At 62.9% G+C, this 16,614-nt stretch carries 14 protein-coding genes and 1 riboswitch; of the genes, 6 read left to right on the top strand and 8 right to left on the bottom strand.

All coding sequences use genetic code 11. The features are described 5' to 3' along the window. Positions 1–135: 135 nt before the first annotated feature. Positions 136–1,545, bottom strand: coding sequence for an adenosylhomocysteinase (gene ahcY / locus CAY82_RS01580; RefSeq protein ID WP_087499652.1), 1,410 nt, complete (start codon positions 1,543–1,545; stop codon positions 136–138). Positions 1,546–1,565: 20 nt separating this feature from the next. Next, a riboswitch (S-adenosyl-L-homocysteine riboswitch) is annotated at positions 1,566–1,662 on the bottom strand. A gap of 178 nt (positions 1,663–1,840) precedes the next feature. Between ahcY and CAY82_RS01575 the strand changes: the two genes are divergently transcribed. Continuing rightward, positions 1,841–2,242: an acyl-CoA thioesterase gene (locus CAY82_RS01575; protein ID WP_009399312.1), complete on the top strand. Its 402-nt coding sequence runs from the start codon at positions 1,841–1,843 to the stop codon at positions 2,240–2,242. Positions 2,243–2,364: 122 nt separating this feature from the next. Here CAY82_RS01575 and CAY82_RS01570 read toward each other — a convergent pair whose 3' ends face one another. Beyond that, positions 2,365–3,600: a sodium:proton antiporter gene (locus tag CAY82_RS01570; protein ID WP_087499651.1), complete on the bottom strand. Its 1,236-nt coding sequence runs from the start codon at positions 3,598–3,600 to the stop codon at positions 2,365–2,367. Positions 3,601–3,742: 142 nt separating this feature from the next. Then, entirely contained in the window at positions 3,743–4,558 is an 816-nt protein-coding gene (locus CAY82_RS01565) for a DUF3800 domain-containing protein (protein WP_087499650.1), read from the bottom strand. A gap of 354 nt (positions 4,559–4,912) precedes the next feature. Between CAY82_RS01565 and CAY82_RS01560 the strand changes: the two genes are divergently transcribed. Together CAY82_RS01560 and CAY82_RS01555 are read left to right on the top strand one after the other, a co-directional pair. After that, a complete protein-coding gene (locus CAY82_RS01560) occupies positions 4,913–5,746 on the top strand; it encodes an EamA family transporter (protein WP_087499649.1) in 834 nt (277 codons plus the stop codon). Positions 5,747–5,773: 27 nt separating this feature from the next. Then, the gene (locus CAY82_RS01555; protein ID WP_087499648.1) at positions 5,774–6,160 is read left to right on the top strand and encodes an MAPEG family protein; all 387 of its coding nucleotides are present in this window, start codon (positions 5,774–5,776) and stop codon (positions 6,158–6,160) included. 111 nt (positions 6,161–6,271) lie between these two features. Here the strand turns inward: CAY82_RS01555 and CAY82_RS01550 are convergent, their stop codons facing one another. Further along, entirely contained in the window at positions 6,272–7,423 is a 1,152-nt protein-coding gene (locus tag CAY82_RS01550) for a murein transglycosylase A (protein ID WP_087499647.1), read from the bottom strand. A 119-nt stretch (positions 7,424–7,542) separates the two neighbouring features. Between CAY82_RS01550 and CAY82_RS01545 the strand changes: the two genes are divergently transcribed. Further along, the gene (locus CAY82_RS01545) at positions 7,543–7,989 is read left to right on the top strand and encodes a cytochrome c (RefSeq protein ID WP_087499646.1); all 447 of its coding nucleotides are present in this window, start codon (positions 7,543–7,545) and stop codon (positions 7,987–7,989) included. 157 nt (positions 7,990–8,146) lie between these two features. Here the strand turns inward: CAY82_RS01545 and CAY82_RS01540 are convergent, their stop codons facing one another. The 4 genes from CAY82_RS01540 to CAY82_RS01525 form a co-directional block, all read right to left on the bottom strand. After that, entirely contained in the window at positions 8,147–8,539 is a 393-nt protein-coding gene (locus CAY82_RS01540; RefSeq protein WP_087499645.1) for a DUF1090 domain-containing protein, read from the bottom strand. A gap of 132 nt (positions 8,540–8,671) precedes the next feature. Next, positions 8,672–10,372 carry an NAD-dependent DNA ligase LigB gene (gene ligB, locus CAY82_RS01535; RefSeq protein WP_087499644.1) on the bottom strand — a complete coding sequence of 567 codons (1,701 nt, stop codon included), beginning with the start codon at positions 10,370–10,372 and terminating at the stop codon, positions 8,672–8,674. 484 nt (positions 10,373–10,856) lie between these two features. Then, a complete protein-coding gene (gene metK / locus CAY82_RS01530; RefSeq protein ID WP_063911980.1) occupies positions 10,857–12,047 on the bottom strand; it encodes a methionine adenosyltransferase in 1,191 nt (396 codons plus the stop codon). Positions 12,048–12,065: 18 nt separating this feature from the next. Next, on the bottom strand, positions 12,066–13,058 hold the full coding sequence (locus tag CAY82_RS01525) for a metalloregulator ArsR/SmtB family transcription factor (protein ID WP_087499643.1): 993 nt from the start codon (positions 13,056–13,058) through the stop codon (positions 12,066–12,068). A gap of 343 nt (positions 13,059–13,401) precedes the next feature. Between CAY82_RS01525 and tkt the strand changes: the two genes are divergently transcribed. Both tkt and epd read left to right on the top strand, forming a co-directional pair. Then, complete coding sequence (gene tkt / locus CAY82_RS01520; RefSeq protein ID WP_087499642.1) at positions 13,402–15,399, top strand: transketolase; 1,998 nt, start codon at positions 13,402–13,404, stop codon at positions 15,397–15,399. A gap of 150 nt (positions 15,400–15,549) precedes the next feature. Next, the gene (gene epd / locus CAY82_RS01515) at positions 15,550–16,611 is read left to right on the top strand and encodes an erythrose-4-phosphate dehydrogenase (protein ID WP_087499641.1); all 1,062 of its coding nucleotides are present in this window, start codon (positions 15,550–15,552) and stop codon (positions 16,609–16,611) included. The last annotated feature ends 3 nt before the right edge of the window (positions 16,612–16,614 follow it).

Below are 16,614 nucleotides of genomic sequence, written 5' to 3'. Positions count from 1 at the left end.
GCAAGCTGCAAGTAAAAGCCAGATCGGTTATGGCCGGTCTGGCTTGGACATCGTTCAAGATCTTTGCTGCTCGAGCTGCAAGCGGCAACGGCACGGTCTGCCTTTGCTTGCCGCCTGAAGCTTCAAGCTTGCTGCTTAGTAGCGGTAGGCGTGCGGCTTGAACGGGCCTTCGACGGTGACACCGATGTAGTCGGCCTGCTGCTTGGTCAGCTGGGTAACCACGCCGCCGAAGCCGCGGACCATTTCCAGGGCCACTTCTTCGTCGAGCTTCTTCGGCAGTACTTCAACGGTCAGGCGCTCGGCTTTCTTCTCGGCCGGCAGGTCGGCGAATTTCTGTTCGAACAGGAAGATCTGCGCCAGTACCTGGTTGGCGAACGAACCGTCCATGATACGGCTTGGGTGACCAGTGGCATTACCCAGGTTGACCAGGCGGCCTTCGGCCAGCAGGATCAGGTAGTCGTCGTTCTGCGGGTCGAAGCTGCCAGCGCCGGTGCGGTGGATCTTGTGCACCTGCGGCTTGACCTCTTCCCAGGCCCAGTTCTTGCGCATGAAGGCGGTGTCGATCTCGTTGTCGAAGTGGCCGATGTTGCAGACCACGGCACGCTTCTTCAGGGCCTTGAGCATGTTGGCGTCGCAGACGTTGACGTTGCCGGTGGTGGTCACGATCAGGTCGATCTTGCCCAGCAGGGCCTTGTCGATGCTGGCTTCGCTGCCGTTGTTGATACCGTCGATGAACGGCGAAACCACTTCGAAACCGTCCATGCAGGCCTGCATGGCGCAGATCGGGTCGACTTCGCTGACCTTGACGATCATGCCTTCCTGGCGCAGGGACTGGGCAGAGCCCTTGCCCACGTCACCGTAGCCGATCACCAGGGCCTGCTTGCCCGACAGCAGGTGGTCGGTACCACGCTTGATGGCGTCGTTCAGGCTGTGACGGCAACCGTACTTGTTGTCGTTCTTGCTCTTGGTGACCGAGTCGTTGACGTTGATCGCCGGGACTTTCAGCTCGCCCTTGGCCAGCATGTCCAGCAGGCGGTGAACGCCGGTGGTGGTCTCTTCGGTCACACCGTGCACGCGCTCCAGCACTTGCGGGTACTTCTTGTGCAGCAGCTCGGTCAGGTCGCCACCGTCGTCGAGGACCATGTTGGCGTCCCATGGCTTGCCATCCTTGAGGATGGTCTGCTCCAGGCACCACTCGTACTCTTGCTCGGTTTCACCTTTCCAGGCGAATACCGGGATACCGGCGGCGGCGATGGACGCGGCGGCCTGGTCCTGGGTGGAGAAGATGTTGCAGGACGACCAGCGCACTTCGGCACCCAGGGCAACCAGGGTTTCGATCAGCACGGCGGTCTGGATGGTCATGTGGATGCAACCCAGGATCTTCGCACCCTTGAGCGGTTGCTCGGCCAGGTACTTGCGACGCAGGCCCATCAGTGCAGGCATTTCCGATTCGGCGATGATGGTTTCGCGACGGCCCCAGGCGGCCAGGGAGATGTCGGCGACTTTGTAATCGGTAAAACCAGCAGGCATGTTTGCAGCGCTCATGAGAGCCTCCATTCGTAGTGTGCGAATGGGCGCCGTTGTGCGTTAAGCGCCCGCGAGAGCGAGCAACGCCCCATCCGAGCCTGACAGGCCTAGCCTGCTGCAGCGCCCCTCGGACGGGTGGCGGGCATGGCGCCGCTGTGGGCGTCCATGTGAAGCGGCGGAGATTATAGCCGCGCCCGTCGGCTTGCCCAAGGTTTTCTGTCGATTAATCGCGACGATAGTCGATGTTCAATGGAGCGACAGCGGCCGCTCTGCCATCATTGCTACACGTTAGCCAGGCAGGTCAGGAGTACAGATGAACTTTCATACCCGCAAGTGGGTTAAACCCGAAGACCTCAACCCCAACGGCACGCTGTTCGGTGGCAGCCTGTTGCGCTGGATCGACGAAGAAGCGGCGATCTACGCCATCGTTCAGCTGGGCAACCAGCGCGTGGTGACCAAGTACATATCGGAAATCAACTTCGTCAGTGCCTCGCGCCAGGGCGACATCATCGAGTTGGGCATCACCGCCACCGAGTTCGGTCGCACCTCGATCACCCTCAAGTGCGAAGTGCGCAACAAGATCACCCGCAAGGCCATTCTCACGGTCGACAAGATGGTCTTCGTCAATCTTGGCGAGGATGGGCTGCCGGCACCACACGGGCGGACCGAGATCAAGTACATCCAGGACCAGTTCCCGGACAGTGCAGTCGAGTAGATCTCGGTTGTCGGTGCTGGCCTCTTCGCGGGTAAACCCGCTCCCACAAGGTTTTCACTGCCCGAAAGGTAGCGGAGATTCTGTGGGAGCGGGTTTACCCGCGAAGAGGCCGGCACAATTGCTCACGGCTGAGCGCTGACTTTGCGCACTACTCGCCCGATGCTCAACCCCTGCACCAGGATCGACGACAGCACCACGATGTAGGTGATCGACAGCAGCAGGTCACGTTCCTCGCCCTGTGGCAGTGACAGTGCCAGGGCTACCGACACGCCACCGCGCAGGCCACCCCAGGTCAGCACCCGCACCGTACCCTTGGGCACCGGGCGCCAGCGCCGCAGCAGCACAATCGCAGGGGCCACGGTCAGTAGCCGCGACAGCAGCACCGCCAGCGCCAGCACGCCGCCGGCCGCCAGGTGCATCCAGTTGAATGGCAGTAGCAACAGTTCCAGGCCGATCAATGCGAACAGCAGGGCGTTGAGCATGTCGTCGATCAGCTCCCAGAAACCGTCCATGTAGCGACGGGTCATGTCGTTCATCGCCAGGTTGCGTCCCAGGTTGCCGATGATTAGCCCGGCCACCACCATGGCGATCGGCGCCGAAACGTGCAGCTCGTAGCACATCGCCGAGCCACCGATGACCAGCGCCAGGGTCAGCATCACTTCCACCTGGTACTGCTCGACGCTCTTGATCATGCGGTACGTGGCGTAGCCGATCAGGCCGCCGAACAACACGCCGCCGATGGCCTCGCGGGCGAACAGGATCGCCGTGTCGGTCATGCTCGGCGTCTCACCCAGCTGGATGATGCCCAGCAGCACGGTGAACACCACCACCGCGGTGCCATCGTTGAACAGCGACTCGCCGACGATGGTGGTTTTCAGCGGTTTGGAGGCATTGGCGGTACGCAGCGCGCCCAGCACGGCAATCGGGTCGGTGGGCGAGATCAGCGCACCGAACAGCAGGCAATAGATCAGCGGCACCTGCCAACCGAACAGGGCGAACACCCAGTGCGACAGGTAGCCGATGACCACGGTGGCAATCAGCACGCCGACGGTGGCCAGCAGGCCGATGGGCCAGCGGTAGCTGCGCAGGTCGGAGAGGTTGACGTGCAAGGCACCGGCGAACAGCAGGAACGCCAGCATCCAGTGCATCAGCAGGTCGTTGAAGTCGATCTGGTTCATCAGCCCTTCGACGCGCGCTTCCAGGCCAGGGAAGCCGATCAGGCTCAGGCCCTGCAGCATCAGGGAGAACAGCAGCGCCGTGACCATCACGCCGATGGCAGGGGGTAGGCCGATGAAACGGTAATTTACATAGGTGAGGAGGGTGGTGAGGCAGATAAACGCGGCAACTAGTTCAAGCATCCCGAATCCTGTAACAGTGGCTTCCAAGTCGTAACCCGAATTACTCGGGCAGTTCTTTGATGACCTGGCGCGGGGTTCGGGGCACACTATTTGACTGTGCAGGTAGACCGCGTTTCTGTTGTGAGGTTTCCACCGGGTTTCTTCATACTTCGGTTCTTGCTGTCGAGCACTCGTGGCTTTCTGGCTCGACGGGCTGGTGCTGCAAGCCGGAGCCCGGTAGGGCGACCTCGGCGATTCGTGTCGAGAAATACCTGTCGAAAGGCTCCCAGTCGGGATATTCCTCGGGCGAGACAGCCATTGCCATCAAGCGACCTACAAGGCCGCAGATCCAGTCCGCGCATTGCAGGGTCTGGAAGAGGTGGCTTTCGCCCTGCAGCGGCGGCTCTATCAGGCTCCGACATTTATCTGCGGGGTCCTCGAACATCGCCAGGGTGCAGGCTTCTACATTTTGTTCACGCCACTCGTTGCCAGCACGCTGCTCATCCAGCAGGAGCATGAAGGTTGAGCGGGACTGCGTGCAATAACGATCGATCGTTCTCACCGCATGCAGCAGTTGGCGTCTGAATGTCTTGGTCGCGTCGTGCTGCCTGGCCGGGCCGGTCTTATGTTCACCCGCATAAATGACATACCCGCCAATCTTTCTGATGTGGTTGAGCAGGCGAAACGTTGCCTGTCTCAATGATCGATATTGTGTGACGTTACGTGTCGTGAATAACTTTGAGCCCTTCTTTTCCCATTGATAGGGAGGGAGGCTTCTGGGGTTTTCATGGTTTATGTCCCAGGCAAGTAACTGGCATTTCAGCTGATAGAAGAAGATGGCGAACTCCCGTACTTCTTCTGCAGGTAGTAGCACCCCACCCAGCCCGAACACTGGACTGGTCTTGAATTGGGTATGAGTGCGCGAGATGTATTGCCCGACATGGCCGAATTCGTCGAGGTAGGCCACATAATGCGTCATGATTTCTGGGTGTCCTTGGCCCAGAAATACGAAAGCCCGCATGCTTTCGCATCGCGGGCTTCGGAAGGTAGGCACGGGTGACCCCATGCGTTACGGCAATCCTAATCCTGCAAAGCCTGAAGCGTCAATCGCGTTTCGTAAGCGAGTGTGTTTCCGTTTGGGTAGCCGCCTTGAGGTATCACGCGTTTCCATGCGGCACAGCGAGCGATGATTGTATTGCGTTTTGGGGCAAGCCCCGGCTTGCAAGGCGTATTGAAACTTCTACAGCGTTTGTAGCCTTTTTCCTTAGTCGTACCTATTACCCAAGGTATAGTGCTGCAAACGAATCTGACTCGAAGGCAAGGACGATTTCGCGTGCTGGCAACTTCCCTGGTGTTGGTCGCTGCCCTGCTGCATGCGACCTGGAATACCCTGATCAAATTCAGCGGCGAGCGCCTGCTGGTGATCGCCAGCATGGATACGGTGGCGTTGGCCTTCGCGGTACTTGCGGCGCCCTTCGTCGAGGTACCGCCGGCCAACATCTGGCCTTGGCTGCTGGCTTCGGCGCTGGCCGAACAGCTGTACCGCTTCCTGCTGATCCAGGCCTACCGCGTGGGCGACCTGGGGCTGGTCTATCCTCTGATGCGCGGGCTGTCGCCACTGGTGGTGCTGGGGCTGACCCTGGCCTTTGCCGGCGAGTCGCTGAGCCAGCAGCAGATAATCGGCATCCTGCTGATCCCCTGTGGCATGGCCTGCCTGTTGTGGCAGGGCGGTGGCGGTGACCGGCTGCCCTGGTCGATGCTGCCGGTAGTTGCCCTGATCGGCCTGTGTATTGGTTGCTACACCTGGTTCGACGGCCAGGCCGTGCGCCTGTGGGGCAAGCCTTGGGATTACCTGGTGTGGCTGACTTTGCTCAGTGCGTGGCCCTTCCCGCTGCTGGCCAGCGTGGCGCGGCGTGCGCCGTTCGTGTTGTTCTGGCGCCTGCAGTGGCGCCTGGGGCTGGCGGTGGGGCTGTGTGTATTGCTCAGTTACGCGCTGGTGCTGTGGGCCATGCACCTGGGGTCGGTGGCCGAAGCGGCGGCGTTGCGGGAGTTGAGCGTGATCCTGGTGGTGCTGCTGGGCATGCGCTACCTGAAAGAACCTTTTGGCGGGCCGAGACTCCTAGCTTGCGGGCTGGTCCTGGCGGGTATGCTGGTGATGAAGCTCTAACCCATTTTCGAACAAGGAGTCATGAGCATGACCGTTGCCCTGTGGTGCATCCTGATCGCGCTGCTGTTGAACCCGCTTTGTGCCTTGGTCGCCAAGGCCGGCAGTGGTCGCTTCGGCCTGAAGGACAATCATGATCCGCGCGCCTTCCTTGATACGTTATCGGGCCTGCCAAGGCGTGCCCATGCTGCGCAGCAGAACGGCTACGAGGCCTTTCCGGCTTTTGCCGCGGCAGTACTGGTGGCGGATATCGTCGGCAATGCCGAGCAGGTGACCCAGGATGTACTGGGGGTGATGTATATCACCAGCCGATTGCTTTATATCATCTGCTACCTGGCGGACTGGGCAGCACTGCGCTCGCTGGTGTGGTTTGCCGGGTTGGCGATCATCGTTTCGTTCTTCGTGGTTTCAGCCTGAAAACGCACTGCTTGCTTCGCGGGTAAGCCCGCTCCCACAGGTGCTGCACAGATTTCAAGACCTGTGCAGTACCTGTGGGAGCGGGTTTACCCGCGAAGAATCCATCGCCGATCAAGGCACTTTCGGCACCTCGGGCAGCGGCTTGCCCTTGGGCCACAGCATCCAGATCTGCCCCTGCTGCTTCATGTTCCCGGCCAGTTCCCCGGCCTCCGGCCCGGTGCCCCAGAACAAGTCCGCGCGCACCTCGCCCGTAATTGCCCCGCCGGTATCCTGAGCCCCCACCGGGCGCACCACTGGCGTACCGTCCGGGCGAGTGGTGGACAGCCACAGCAGGCTGCCCAGCGGAATCACCTTGCGGTCGATGGCCACGCTGTAGCCAGCAGTCAGCGGTACGTTCAGCGAACCGCGCGGCCCTTCGTTGCTATCCGGGCGGGTGCTGAAAAACACGTAGCTGGGGTTGCTGGCAAGCAGTTCCGGCACCCGCTGCGGGTTGGCCTGGGCCCAGGCATGAATGGCGCCCATGCTCACTTCTTCCTTCTTCAACTGGCCCTGTTCCACCAGCCAGCGCCCGATCGGTCGGTAGGGGTGACCGTTCTGGTCGGCGTAACCCAGGCGCAGCTGGCGGCCGTCTTCCAGTTGGATCCGGCCGGAACCCTGGATCTGCAGGAACTGCAGGTCCATAGGGTCGGTCAGCCAGGCCAGCACCGGCGCCTTGACGCCGTCACGGTTGATCACCTCGGCGGTATCGTAAGGCTTGAGCACGCGGCCATCGAGGCGACCGCGCAGGCGCTTGCCCTTGAGTTCGGGGTACACGCTGGCCAGGTCGACCACGATCATGTCCTCGGGGATACCGTAGACCGCCACGTGGTTGGTCGCCGACTGGCTCAGGCTGCCAGGGTAGACCGGTTCGTAGTAACCGGTGATCAGGCCGTTGGCATTGTTTTCGGCCGAACGCAGGCCGTATACCTGTAGGTTCTGTTGCAGGAAGGCGCGTACCTGCATGGCATTGTCGGGCACGCTGGCGGCTGTTTCGCAGGTGCTGGCCCAGACGGTGTCGCGCTTGAGCTTTTCACAGCCGTTGCGCCAGGCCTGGAAGCCGGCTAGCAGGTCGCTGTCGCTGACGGTGGGCAGGTCCTGCCAGGAGGCATTGGCGTAGGTGGCGATGGCATGGGGCTCGGGTTTGGCGCTTTCGCCGCCGTTGCAGCCGGCCAGCAGGGCCAGCGCCGGGAGTGTCCAGGCCAGATGGCGCAGGGCAGATTTCATGAGTACGTTCCTGTCATGGGTGAACATGAATATTCGCCCCTGTTTTTTATGTGGCTATTGGTCTTTGGCCCTTGGGCAGCGATACTGGCCGCCCATTTGCGTAGGCCGAAGTGACCGTGATGTTGAAGCGATTGACCGTTGTTCTGCTGGCAGCACTGGCCCTGGGTGGTTGCGATCGGGTTGACCCGAACTCCCCGCTGGGCAAGCGCAAGGTGATCTTCAAGGACATGCTCAAGACCAGCGAAGACCTGGGCGGCATGCTGCGTGGCCGGTTGCAGTTCGACGGGGTGAAGTTCGCCGACGGTGCACTGAAGCTGGACAACCTTTCGCACCAACCCTGGCAGCACTTTCCACAGGCCCGTGATGGTGGCGACAGCAGTGCGCGTGCCGAGGTATGGGAGCGCCAGACACGCTTTCATGACTTGGCCCGGCAGCTGGAAGGCGTCACTGGCGAACTGGTCGATGTCACCCGCGGCCAGCCGCTGGACGCTGCGCAGTTGAAGGCGCCGATGGACAAGGTCGAAGCAGCGTGCAAGGCCTGTCATACCGAGTTTCGTAATCATTGATGGACTGCATTGCTCTGTGTAGGAGCGGCCTTGTGTCGCGATGGGCCGCAAAGCGGCCCCGGCGATTTGTGCATCAGCTGAAGCCCTGGGGCCGCTGCGCAGCCCTATCGCGACACAAGGCCGCTCCTACAATGATCGCGTCTGCCCGGTCGGAGCCTTAGCGATCCAGATCGTCCACCGCTTCCTGCAGTTCCTTGCGCGACTCGGCCAGCTTGTCCTTGCGCTTGTTGATCTTCTCCGAATCGCCTTTCTTCTCGGCTCTCTTCAAGTCCTTTTCCCGCTGCGCCACTTCGTGACGGGCTTCGAGCACCTTCTGCTCACGTTCCTTGCGCAGGCTGGCATCGGTGCAGTTGTCGACCCCACGCAGCGCCTCCTCCAGCCCCGCGACCTGGTCGTTGTTGCCGTGGTCACGGGCAATCTTCAACTGGTTCTCGATGGCGCTGCGCTTGGCGGCGCAACCGGTCAGGCCGGCATCCGGCCTTGCCGCTTGTACGGCGCCAGCGGCCAGGCCTAGTGTCGCGAGCAGGAAAAGGGTCGAAATACGTTTCATGAAAAGCCTCCTTGACGGGGCGGGGCAGCAAAAGTTGGGGGAAATCCTGCCTTGGTTTTGCCCATTTAGAAACCCTTGTTGGGGTCTTCCGGCTTAATCTCGGGATTTTCCTACGGGTAAATTGGTAAATAATCATTGCTCGACGCTTTGCCTGTCGATCCGGAATCCGTCGATCCCTGCCTTGGCCAGCTGCGTTGCAATGGCTTGAACCTCGGTGCTCGCAAAAAATCCTGCAAGCTGTTGCCCGCGCTTTTCACCGATACCGGGCATGGCTTGCCATTCGCGGTTTGTGCGCGCAGCCAGCGCCGGCCAGTCGGCTGTCACCTGCACGCCTTCGGGTGTGGGCGCGCCCAGCCCGCGCAGCCATTGGGCAAAGGGCCGTGAGCGGGCTTGGTCGAAACTGCCCAGCAGCTGCATAGCTGTCGTGTCGCTGATGCCCGTTACCTGGCCCAGGCGCTCGGCATCCAGGTGCAGCCAGTCGGTCATCGAGGTCACCAGCCCTGCAGTCACCAGTCGGCGCCAGGTGCCGGGGCCGGTGCGCGGCAGGGCCAGCCCCTGCTTGCCGCTGAGCCAGGTGAGGCGGGCAATGAACTGCTCCTCGCAGCCTTCGCTGGCCTGCCAGCAACTGTGGGCATGATATTGGCCGGGCGCTGGTGCGGTCACCGGTTGGCGCTCGGCGGCGCGGTGCACCACTTGCTCCAGGCGCGGAATGGTCAGCCCGGCAAGGCTGATGGCCACCTGGTCTCCGGGGCGGATGTCGAGCTTGAGCCAGCGTGCCAGCGAGCCCAGGCTCACCTGGGTGATTCGCCGGTCATCCAGGGTAACCGGCAGTACATGCAAGACTGGTGTGACCCTGCCTGTGCGGCCAACGCGGAAGCGTACTTCGCGCACTTCGGCCAGGGCCTGCGTGTACGGGTGCTTCCACGCCGCGATCCAGTAGGGTGCCTTGGCCTGCCAGCGCTCGGCCGACGGCCGTACGCCTTGGCGCAACACCACGCCATCGGTGGCGAAGGGCAGGGGTGAGCGGTACCAGTACTCACGCCAGTGCGCGGCATCGTCCGCTGTTTCTATGGCGACGCTGTAATCCTGGCTGTGCGCAAAGCCCAGTTCCGCCAGCTTCGCGAGGCGTTCGGCCTGCTGCTCGGGGCCTTGCGGCCAGTCCCACACGAACAGGCCGATGCGTTCGCCATGCTCACGACCCAGCTGCTTGCGAGCCAGCAGCCCGGCTACCGTCCCTCGGGCGTTGGCGCTGCCTGCCCGGGCTTGCACATGCGCATCCAGGCGCAGGTACAGTTCGCCCTGCAGTTGCAGGTCGATGGCCTGGGGCAGCTGCCGGTTGATTGCGTCGAGCAGGGGGATGTGGCGGCTCCAGTCGTGCCCCTGCACGCCGTCCCCCCGGCTGATCAACTGCACCAGCCGGCCCTGTCGGTAGATGAGGGATACCGCTACGCCATCGACCTTTGGCTGCACCCAGACATCGGCCTTGCCGGCCAGCCAGCGTTCTACAGCCAGGCGGTCGGCCAGCTTGTCGACGCCGGTATGTGGCACCGGGTGAGGGATTGGCCCGCCAGCGCTGGCCAGCGGGGACGGGGTGGTCGCGATGCCAAAGCATTGCTGCAGGTACACCAGGCGCTGGCGGCTCTGGTCGTACAGTTCATCGGCCACCAGTGCGATGCCCTGACGATGGTAATGGTCGTCCCAGCGGGCAAGCGTGGCGCGCAGCTGGGTTACTTCAGTCTCGACTTGCTCCGGGCTCCAGGCGGGGCATGTGGTGGCCCAGGTCAGGGGGGCACTTAACGTCAACAGCAGGGCGAATAGCAGTATGAGCGGCATGGCCAGCATCCTTGCGTGGCGGGGGGAGCTCTAAGCATAGGAGGGTGGCTTGGTGGGGAATGAGTGGAGATGTCAGGTGATGTGTCACACATGGGGCTGTGTGAGGGCTGACAGGTGCCTGCCTTAGGGCTTCGAGGTGGAGCAGAAATCGAGCGCCGCCCGCGCGGCGCTTCGCGGGGCAAGCCCGCTCCCACATTTGTTGCAACGTGGCCATGCCTGTGGGAGAGGCGTTGCCCGCCTTGGCGAAGTGTTTGAGACAGGCGAGACGGCAGTAGCGCCAGTCGAGAAACCGCATCAAGCCAACAAGGCTGACAACCATGGCCTCCCAGGTTCGGCACGTTGCAACAAATGTGGGAGCGGGCTTGCCCCGCGAAGCGCCGCGCGGGCGGCGCTCGACCTCGAAGGCGGTACACAACCCAAGCCAGACACAAAAAAGCCCCTGCCGATTGCTCGGCAGGGGCTTTCGTCCAGCGCTGTAGGAAACTTACAGACCGGCAGCGTCACGCAGCGACTGGGCGCGGTCGGTGCGCTCCCAGGTGAAGGTGGTGAAGGTGTCGTCGCCGACCGTCTTCTGCTGCGGGGTACGGCCGAAGTGGCCGTAGGCAGCGGTTTCCTGATACATCGGGTGCAGCAGGTCGAGCATGGTGGTGATGGCGTACGGGCGCAGGTCGAAGCACTCGCGTACCAGCTGGACGATCTTGTCGTCGGAGACCTTGCCGGTACCGAAGGTGTTGATCGAGATGGAGGTCGGCTGGGCCACGCCGATGGCGTACGACACCTGGATCTCGCAACGCTCGGCCAGGCCGGCGGCGACGATGTTCTTGGCCACGTAGCGGCCGGCGTAGGCGGCGGAACGGTCGACCTTGGACGGGTCCTTGCCGGAGAACGCACCACCACCGTGGCGGGCCATGCCACCGTAGGAGTCGACGATGATCTTGCGCCCGGTCAGGCCGCAGTCACCCACCGGGCCACCGATGATGAAGTTGCCGGTCGGGTTGATGTGGTACTGGGTGCCCTTGTGCAGCAGTTCGGCAGGCAGGGTGTGCTTGACGATCAGCTCCATCACGGCTTCCTGCAGGTCTTTCTGCGAAACCTCAGGGTTGTGCTGGGTCGACAGCACCACGGCGTCGATGCCGACCACCTTGCCATTTTCGTAACGGCAGGTGACCTGCGACTTGGCGTCCGGGCGCAGCCATGGCAGCAGCTTCGATTTGCGCGCTTCGGCCTGGCGCTCGACCAGACGGTGCGAGAAGCAGATCGGTGCCGGCATCAGCACGTCGGTTTCGTTGCTGGCGTAGCCGAACATCAGGCCCTGGTCACCGGCGCCCTGGTCTTCCGGACGGGAGCGGTCGACGCCCTGGGCGATGTCCACCGACTGCTTGCCGATGATGTTCATCACGGCGCAGGTGGCGCCGTCGAAGCCGACATCGGAGCTGTTATAGCCAATGTCGATGATGACCTTGCGCACCAACTCTTCCAGGTCGACCCAGGCGGAGGTGGTGACTTCGCCAGCGATGATGGCGACCCCGGTCTTGACCAGGGTTTCGCAGGCTACGCGGGCGTATTTGTCCTGGGCGATGATGGCATCAAGGACGGCGTCCGAAATCTGGTCGGCGATCTTGTCCGGATGCCCTTCGGACACGGACTCGGAGGTGAAAAGGGAGTATTCGCTCATCTCGAAGGTTCCTGAAATTTACCGATGGTGTATGTCGCCAGCCGTCCGCTGGAAATGGCGGACCTGGATCTGGAAACCGTTACGCAAGCCCACGTACAGGCTGTCCCCGGGGGCCAGCCCGGCAGCGCTGGCCCAACGGGCCAGGTCGTCCTGTTCGAAGCCAAGCCACAGGTCGCCGCAGGCTTCGCGCGCCCACCCCTGGTCATGGCTGCACAGTTCGGTGACCAACAGGCTGCCGCCTGCCTTCACCCGTTTGGCCAGCTGGCGCAAGGCCAGGGCCGGGTCGCTGAAATGGTGCAGCACCATGTTCAGCACGACGCAGTCGGCGGCTACATCCGTTGCACCCAGTGCATCGGCCAACTGCAGGTTCACGTTGTCGAGCCCTTCGCGCTGGCATACCTGGCGCGCCAGTTCGAGCATGGTCGGGCTGTTGTCCAGGGCGGTGACCCGGGCGAAGCGCCGGGCCAGGTCGGGCAGGAAGCCACCGTCGCCGGGGCCGACCTCCAAGGCGCTGGCGGCCGGGTCGAAATTCAGTTTGTCGAGCAGCGCAAGCAGGCTTTCGCGGTACTGAGGCAGGCCGGCGATCAGGTCTTGCTGGGCTCGGAACTTCTCTTCCACGCGCAGGAAGAAGTCCTGGCTGGTGGCTGCGCGGCGTTGCTGCACCTGGGCAATGCGCGCCTGCACGTCAGGCGGCAGGGCCAGCTCATCCACCTCTTCGAGCAGCGCTGCATGCAGCCGGCCGCCCAGGCGCAGGCTGTCGGGCAGGGCGCGGCGGTAGAAGATGGCATTGCCCTCGCGACGGGTTGCCACCAGCTCGGCCTGGGCCAGCACCTTCAGGTGGTGGCTCATGCCCGACTGACCCACGTCGAAGATCTGCGCCAGTTCCAGCACACCGAACGAGTCGTTGGCCAGGGCGCGCAACACGTTCAGGCGCAACTCGTCGCCACTGGCTTTGCACAGGGCAGCCAATGTTTCGCGTTGCTCGGGGGTCGATTGCGCACGGAGGTTCATGGGGCGGCAGTCTAGGCAGGTATCGTTGCCCTCGCAAGGGCAATATCAAAAAGTTTTGATATTGGCTGATAGGCGGAGTGCGGGGTTGCCCTTTCGGGCCTCTTCGTGGGTGAACCCGCTCCCACAGGTTCAGCACTGCCCTCAGGCTTGGTGCGACCCTGTGGGAGCGGGTTCACCCGCGAAGAAGCCAGCACCGATTTCCAGATTTTGCCCCGAAATGAGTGCCAATCAGAGGAAAATCCCCCGACTGCGACCATACGTCATTGCCCCAAGCCCCCCCAGTGGGCGAAAATGGCCGCCTTTTTTCGTGACACCACCTATTCAAGCCCCCAGGAGATCAGCGATGCCCAGCCGTCGTGAACGTGCCAACGCCATTCGTGCCCTCAGCATGGATGCCGTGCAAAAGGCCAACAGCGGCCACCCAGGTGCCCCCATGGGCATGGCGGATATCGCCGAAGTGCTTTGGCGCGACTATCTGAAGCACAACCCGAGCAACCCGGATTTCGCCGACCGTGACCGCTTCGTGCTGTCCAACGGCCACGGCTCTATGCTGATCTACTCGCTGCTGCACCTGACCGGCTACGACCTGTCGATCGACGACCTCAAGGCCTTCCGCCAGCTGCACAGCCGCACCCCGGGTCACCCGGAATACGGCTACACCCCAGGTGTGGAAACCACCACCGGCCCGCTCGGCCAGGGTATCGCCAACGCCGTGGGCTTCGCCCTGGCGGAAAAAGTGCTCGCCGCCCAGTTCAACCGTGACGGCCACACCATCGTCGACCACAACACCTATGTGTTCCTCGGCGACGGCTGCATGATGGAAGGTATTTCCCACGAAGTCGCCTCGCTGGCCGGCACCCTGGGCCTGAACAAGCTGATCGCCTTCTACGACGACAACGGCATTTCCATCGACGGCGAAGTGCACGGCTGGTTCACCGACAACACCCCGGCGCGTTTCGAAGCGTACAACTGGCAGGTGATCCGCAACGTCGACGGCCATGACGCCGACGAGATCAAGACCGCCATCGAGACCGCCCGCAAGAGCGATCGCCCGACCCTGATCTGCTGCAAGACCATCATCGGTTTCGGTTCGCCGAACAAGCAGGGCAAGGAAGACTGCCACGGCGCACCGCTGGGCAACGACGAAATCGCCCTGGCCCGCAAGGAACTGAACTGGAACCACGGCCCGTTCGAAATCCCGGCCGAGATCTACGCCGAGTGGGACGCCAAGGCTGCCGGTGCCAAGGCCGAAGCCGAATGGAACCAGCGCTTCGACGCCTACGCCAAGGCCTACCCGGAGCTGGCTGCCGAGTTCAAGCGCCGCGCCGCCGGTGACCTGCCTGCCGATTTCAGCGAGAAAGCCCAGGCCTACATCAACGAAGTGGCCGCCAAGGGCGAGACCATCGCCAGCCGCAAGGCCAGCCAGAACGCCCTGAATGCCTTCGGCCCGCTGCTGCCGGAGTTCCTCGGCGGTTCGGCCGACCTGGCCGGTTCCAACCTGACCCTGTGGAAGGGCTGCAAGGGTGTCGAAGCCAACGACGCCAGCGGCAACTACGTATTCTACGGTGTGCGCGAGTTCGGCATGACCGCCATCATGAACGGCGTTGCCCTGCACGGTGGCCTGGTGCCTTACGGCGCGACCTTCCTGATGTTCATGGAATACGCCCGCAACGCCGTGCGCATGTCGGCGCTGATGAAGCAGCGCGTGATCCACGTCTACACCCACGATTCCATCGGCCTGGGCGAAGACGGCCCGACTCACCAGCCGATCGAGCAGCTGACCAGCCTGCGCAGCACGCCGAACCTGGACACCTGGCGCCCGGCCGACGCGGTCGAATCCGCCGTGTCCTGGAAACACGCCCTGGAGCGCAAGGACGGCCCTTCGGCGCTGATCTTCTCGCGCCAGAACCTGCAGCACCAGAACCGCAACGCCCAGCAGATCGCCGACATCAGCCGCGGCGGCTACGTGCTCAAGGATTGCGCCGGCGAGCCTGAGCTGATCCTGATTGCCACCGGTTCGGAAGTGGGCCTGGCTGTTCAGGCGCACGCCAAACTGACCGAGCAAGGCCGCAAGGTGCGCGTGGTTTCCATGCCGTGCACCAGCGTGTTCGATGCCCAGGACGCTGCCTACAAGCAGTCCGTGCTGCCGCTGGAAGTGGGGGCGCGCATTGCCATCGAAGCCGCTCACGCCGACTTCTGGTACAAGTACGTCGGCCTGGAAGGTCGTATCATCGGCATGACCACCTACGGTGAGTCGGCGCCGGCTTCGGCACTGTTCGAAGAGTTCGGCTTCACCCTGGAGAACATCCTGGGTACTGCCGAAGAGCTGCTGGAAGACTGATACAAGGAAGGCGAGGGCCTTTGGCCCTCGTTCGCGGCACAAGGCCGCTCCTACAGGGTATTGCGTACGCCGTCCCCTGTAGGAGCGGCCTTGTGCCGCGAATGGGCTGCGCAGCGGCCCCGTTCAACTGCCGGAGTTCAAGAGCTACCTATGTCCCACCTGCGTCCCTACAAAGTTGCACTCAACGGTTATGGCCGTATCGGCCGCTGTGTCCTGCGCGCGCTGTTCGAGCGGGGGGCGAAGGCCGGTTTCGAGATCGTCGCGCTGAACGACCTGGCCGACCAGGCCAGCCTGGAATACCTGACACGCTTCGACTCCACCCACGGGCGTTTCCCCGGTGAGGTGAAGGTCGACGGCGACTGTCTGCATATCAATGGCGACTGCGTGAAGGTGATGCGCAGTGCCACCCCTGAAGGCATCGACTGGGCCGCCCTGGACATCGACCTGGTGCTGGAGTGCTCCGGCGCCTACCACACCCGCGCCGACGGCCAGCGCTTCCTCGACGCCGGCGCGCCGCGGGTGTTGTTCTCGCAGCCGATGGCCAGCGAGGCCGATGTCGATGCCACGGTGGTTTACGGTGTCAATCAGGCCTGCCTGACTGGCAGCGAGCGCCTGGTGTCGAACGCATCGTGCACCACCAACTGCGGCGTGCCGCTGCTGCGCGTGCTGGACCAGGCGTTCGGCATCGAATACGTGCAGATCACCACCATCCACTCGGCGATGAACGACCAGCCGGTGATCGACGCCTACCACCACGAAGACTTGCGCCGCACGCGTTCGGCCTTCCAGTCGGTGATCCCGGTGTCCACTGGTCTGGCGCGTGGCATCGAGCGCCTGCTTCCGGAACTTGCCGGGCGAATCCAGGCCAAAGCGGTACGCGTACCGACCGTCAACGTCTCGTGCCTGGACATCACCCTGCAGACCGCCCGTGATACCAGTGCGACCGAAGTCAACCGGGTGCTGCGCGAGGCGGCCCTGGAAGGCCCGCTGAAAGGCTTGCTGGCCTACACCGAGTTGCCCCATGCCAGCTGTGATTTCAACCATGACCCGCATTCGGCGATCGTCGATGCCAGCCAGACCCGTGTTTCCGGCCCCCGCCTGGTGAACCTGCTGGCCTGGTTCGATAACGAATGGGGGTTCGCCAACCGTATGCTCGACGTTGCCGAACACTATCTGCACGTCGTTCACCCAACCCGCAACAAACAGCCCTGAAGG

This window comes from Pseudomonas sp. SID14000 (assembly GCF_002165135.1).
Lineage (GTDB): Bacteria > Pseudomonadota > Gammaproteobacteria > Pseudomonadales > Pseudomonadaceae > Aquipseudomonas.
Note: the sequence above shows the minus strand (reverse complement) of the source record. Positions and strands in the feature narration are given on the sequence as shown.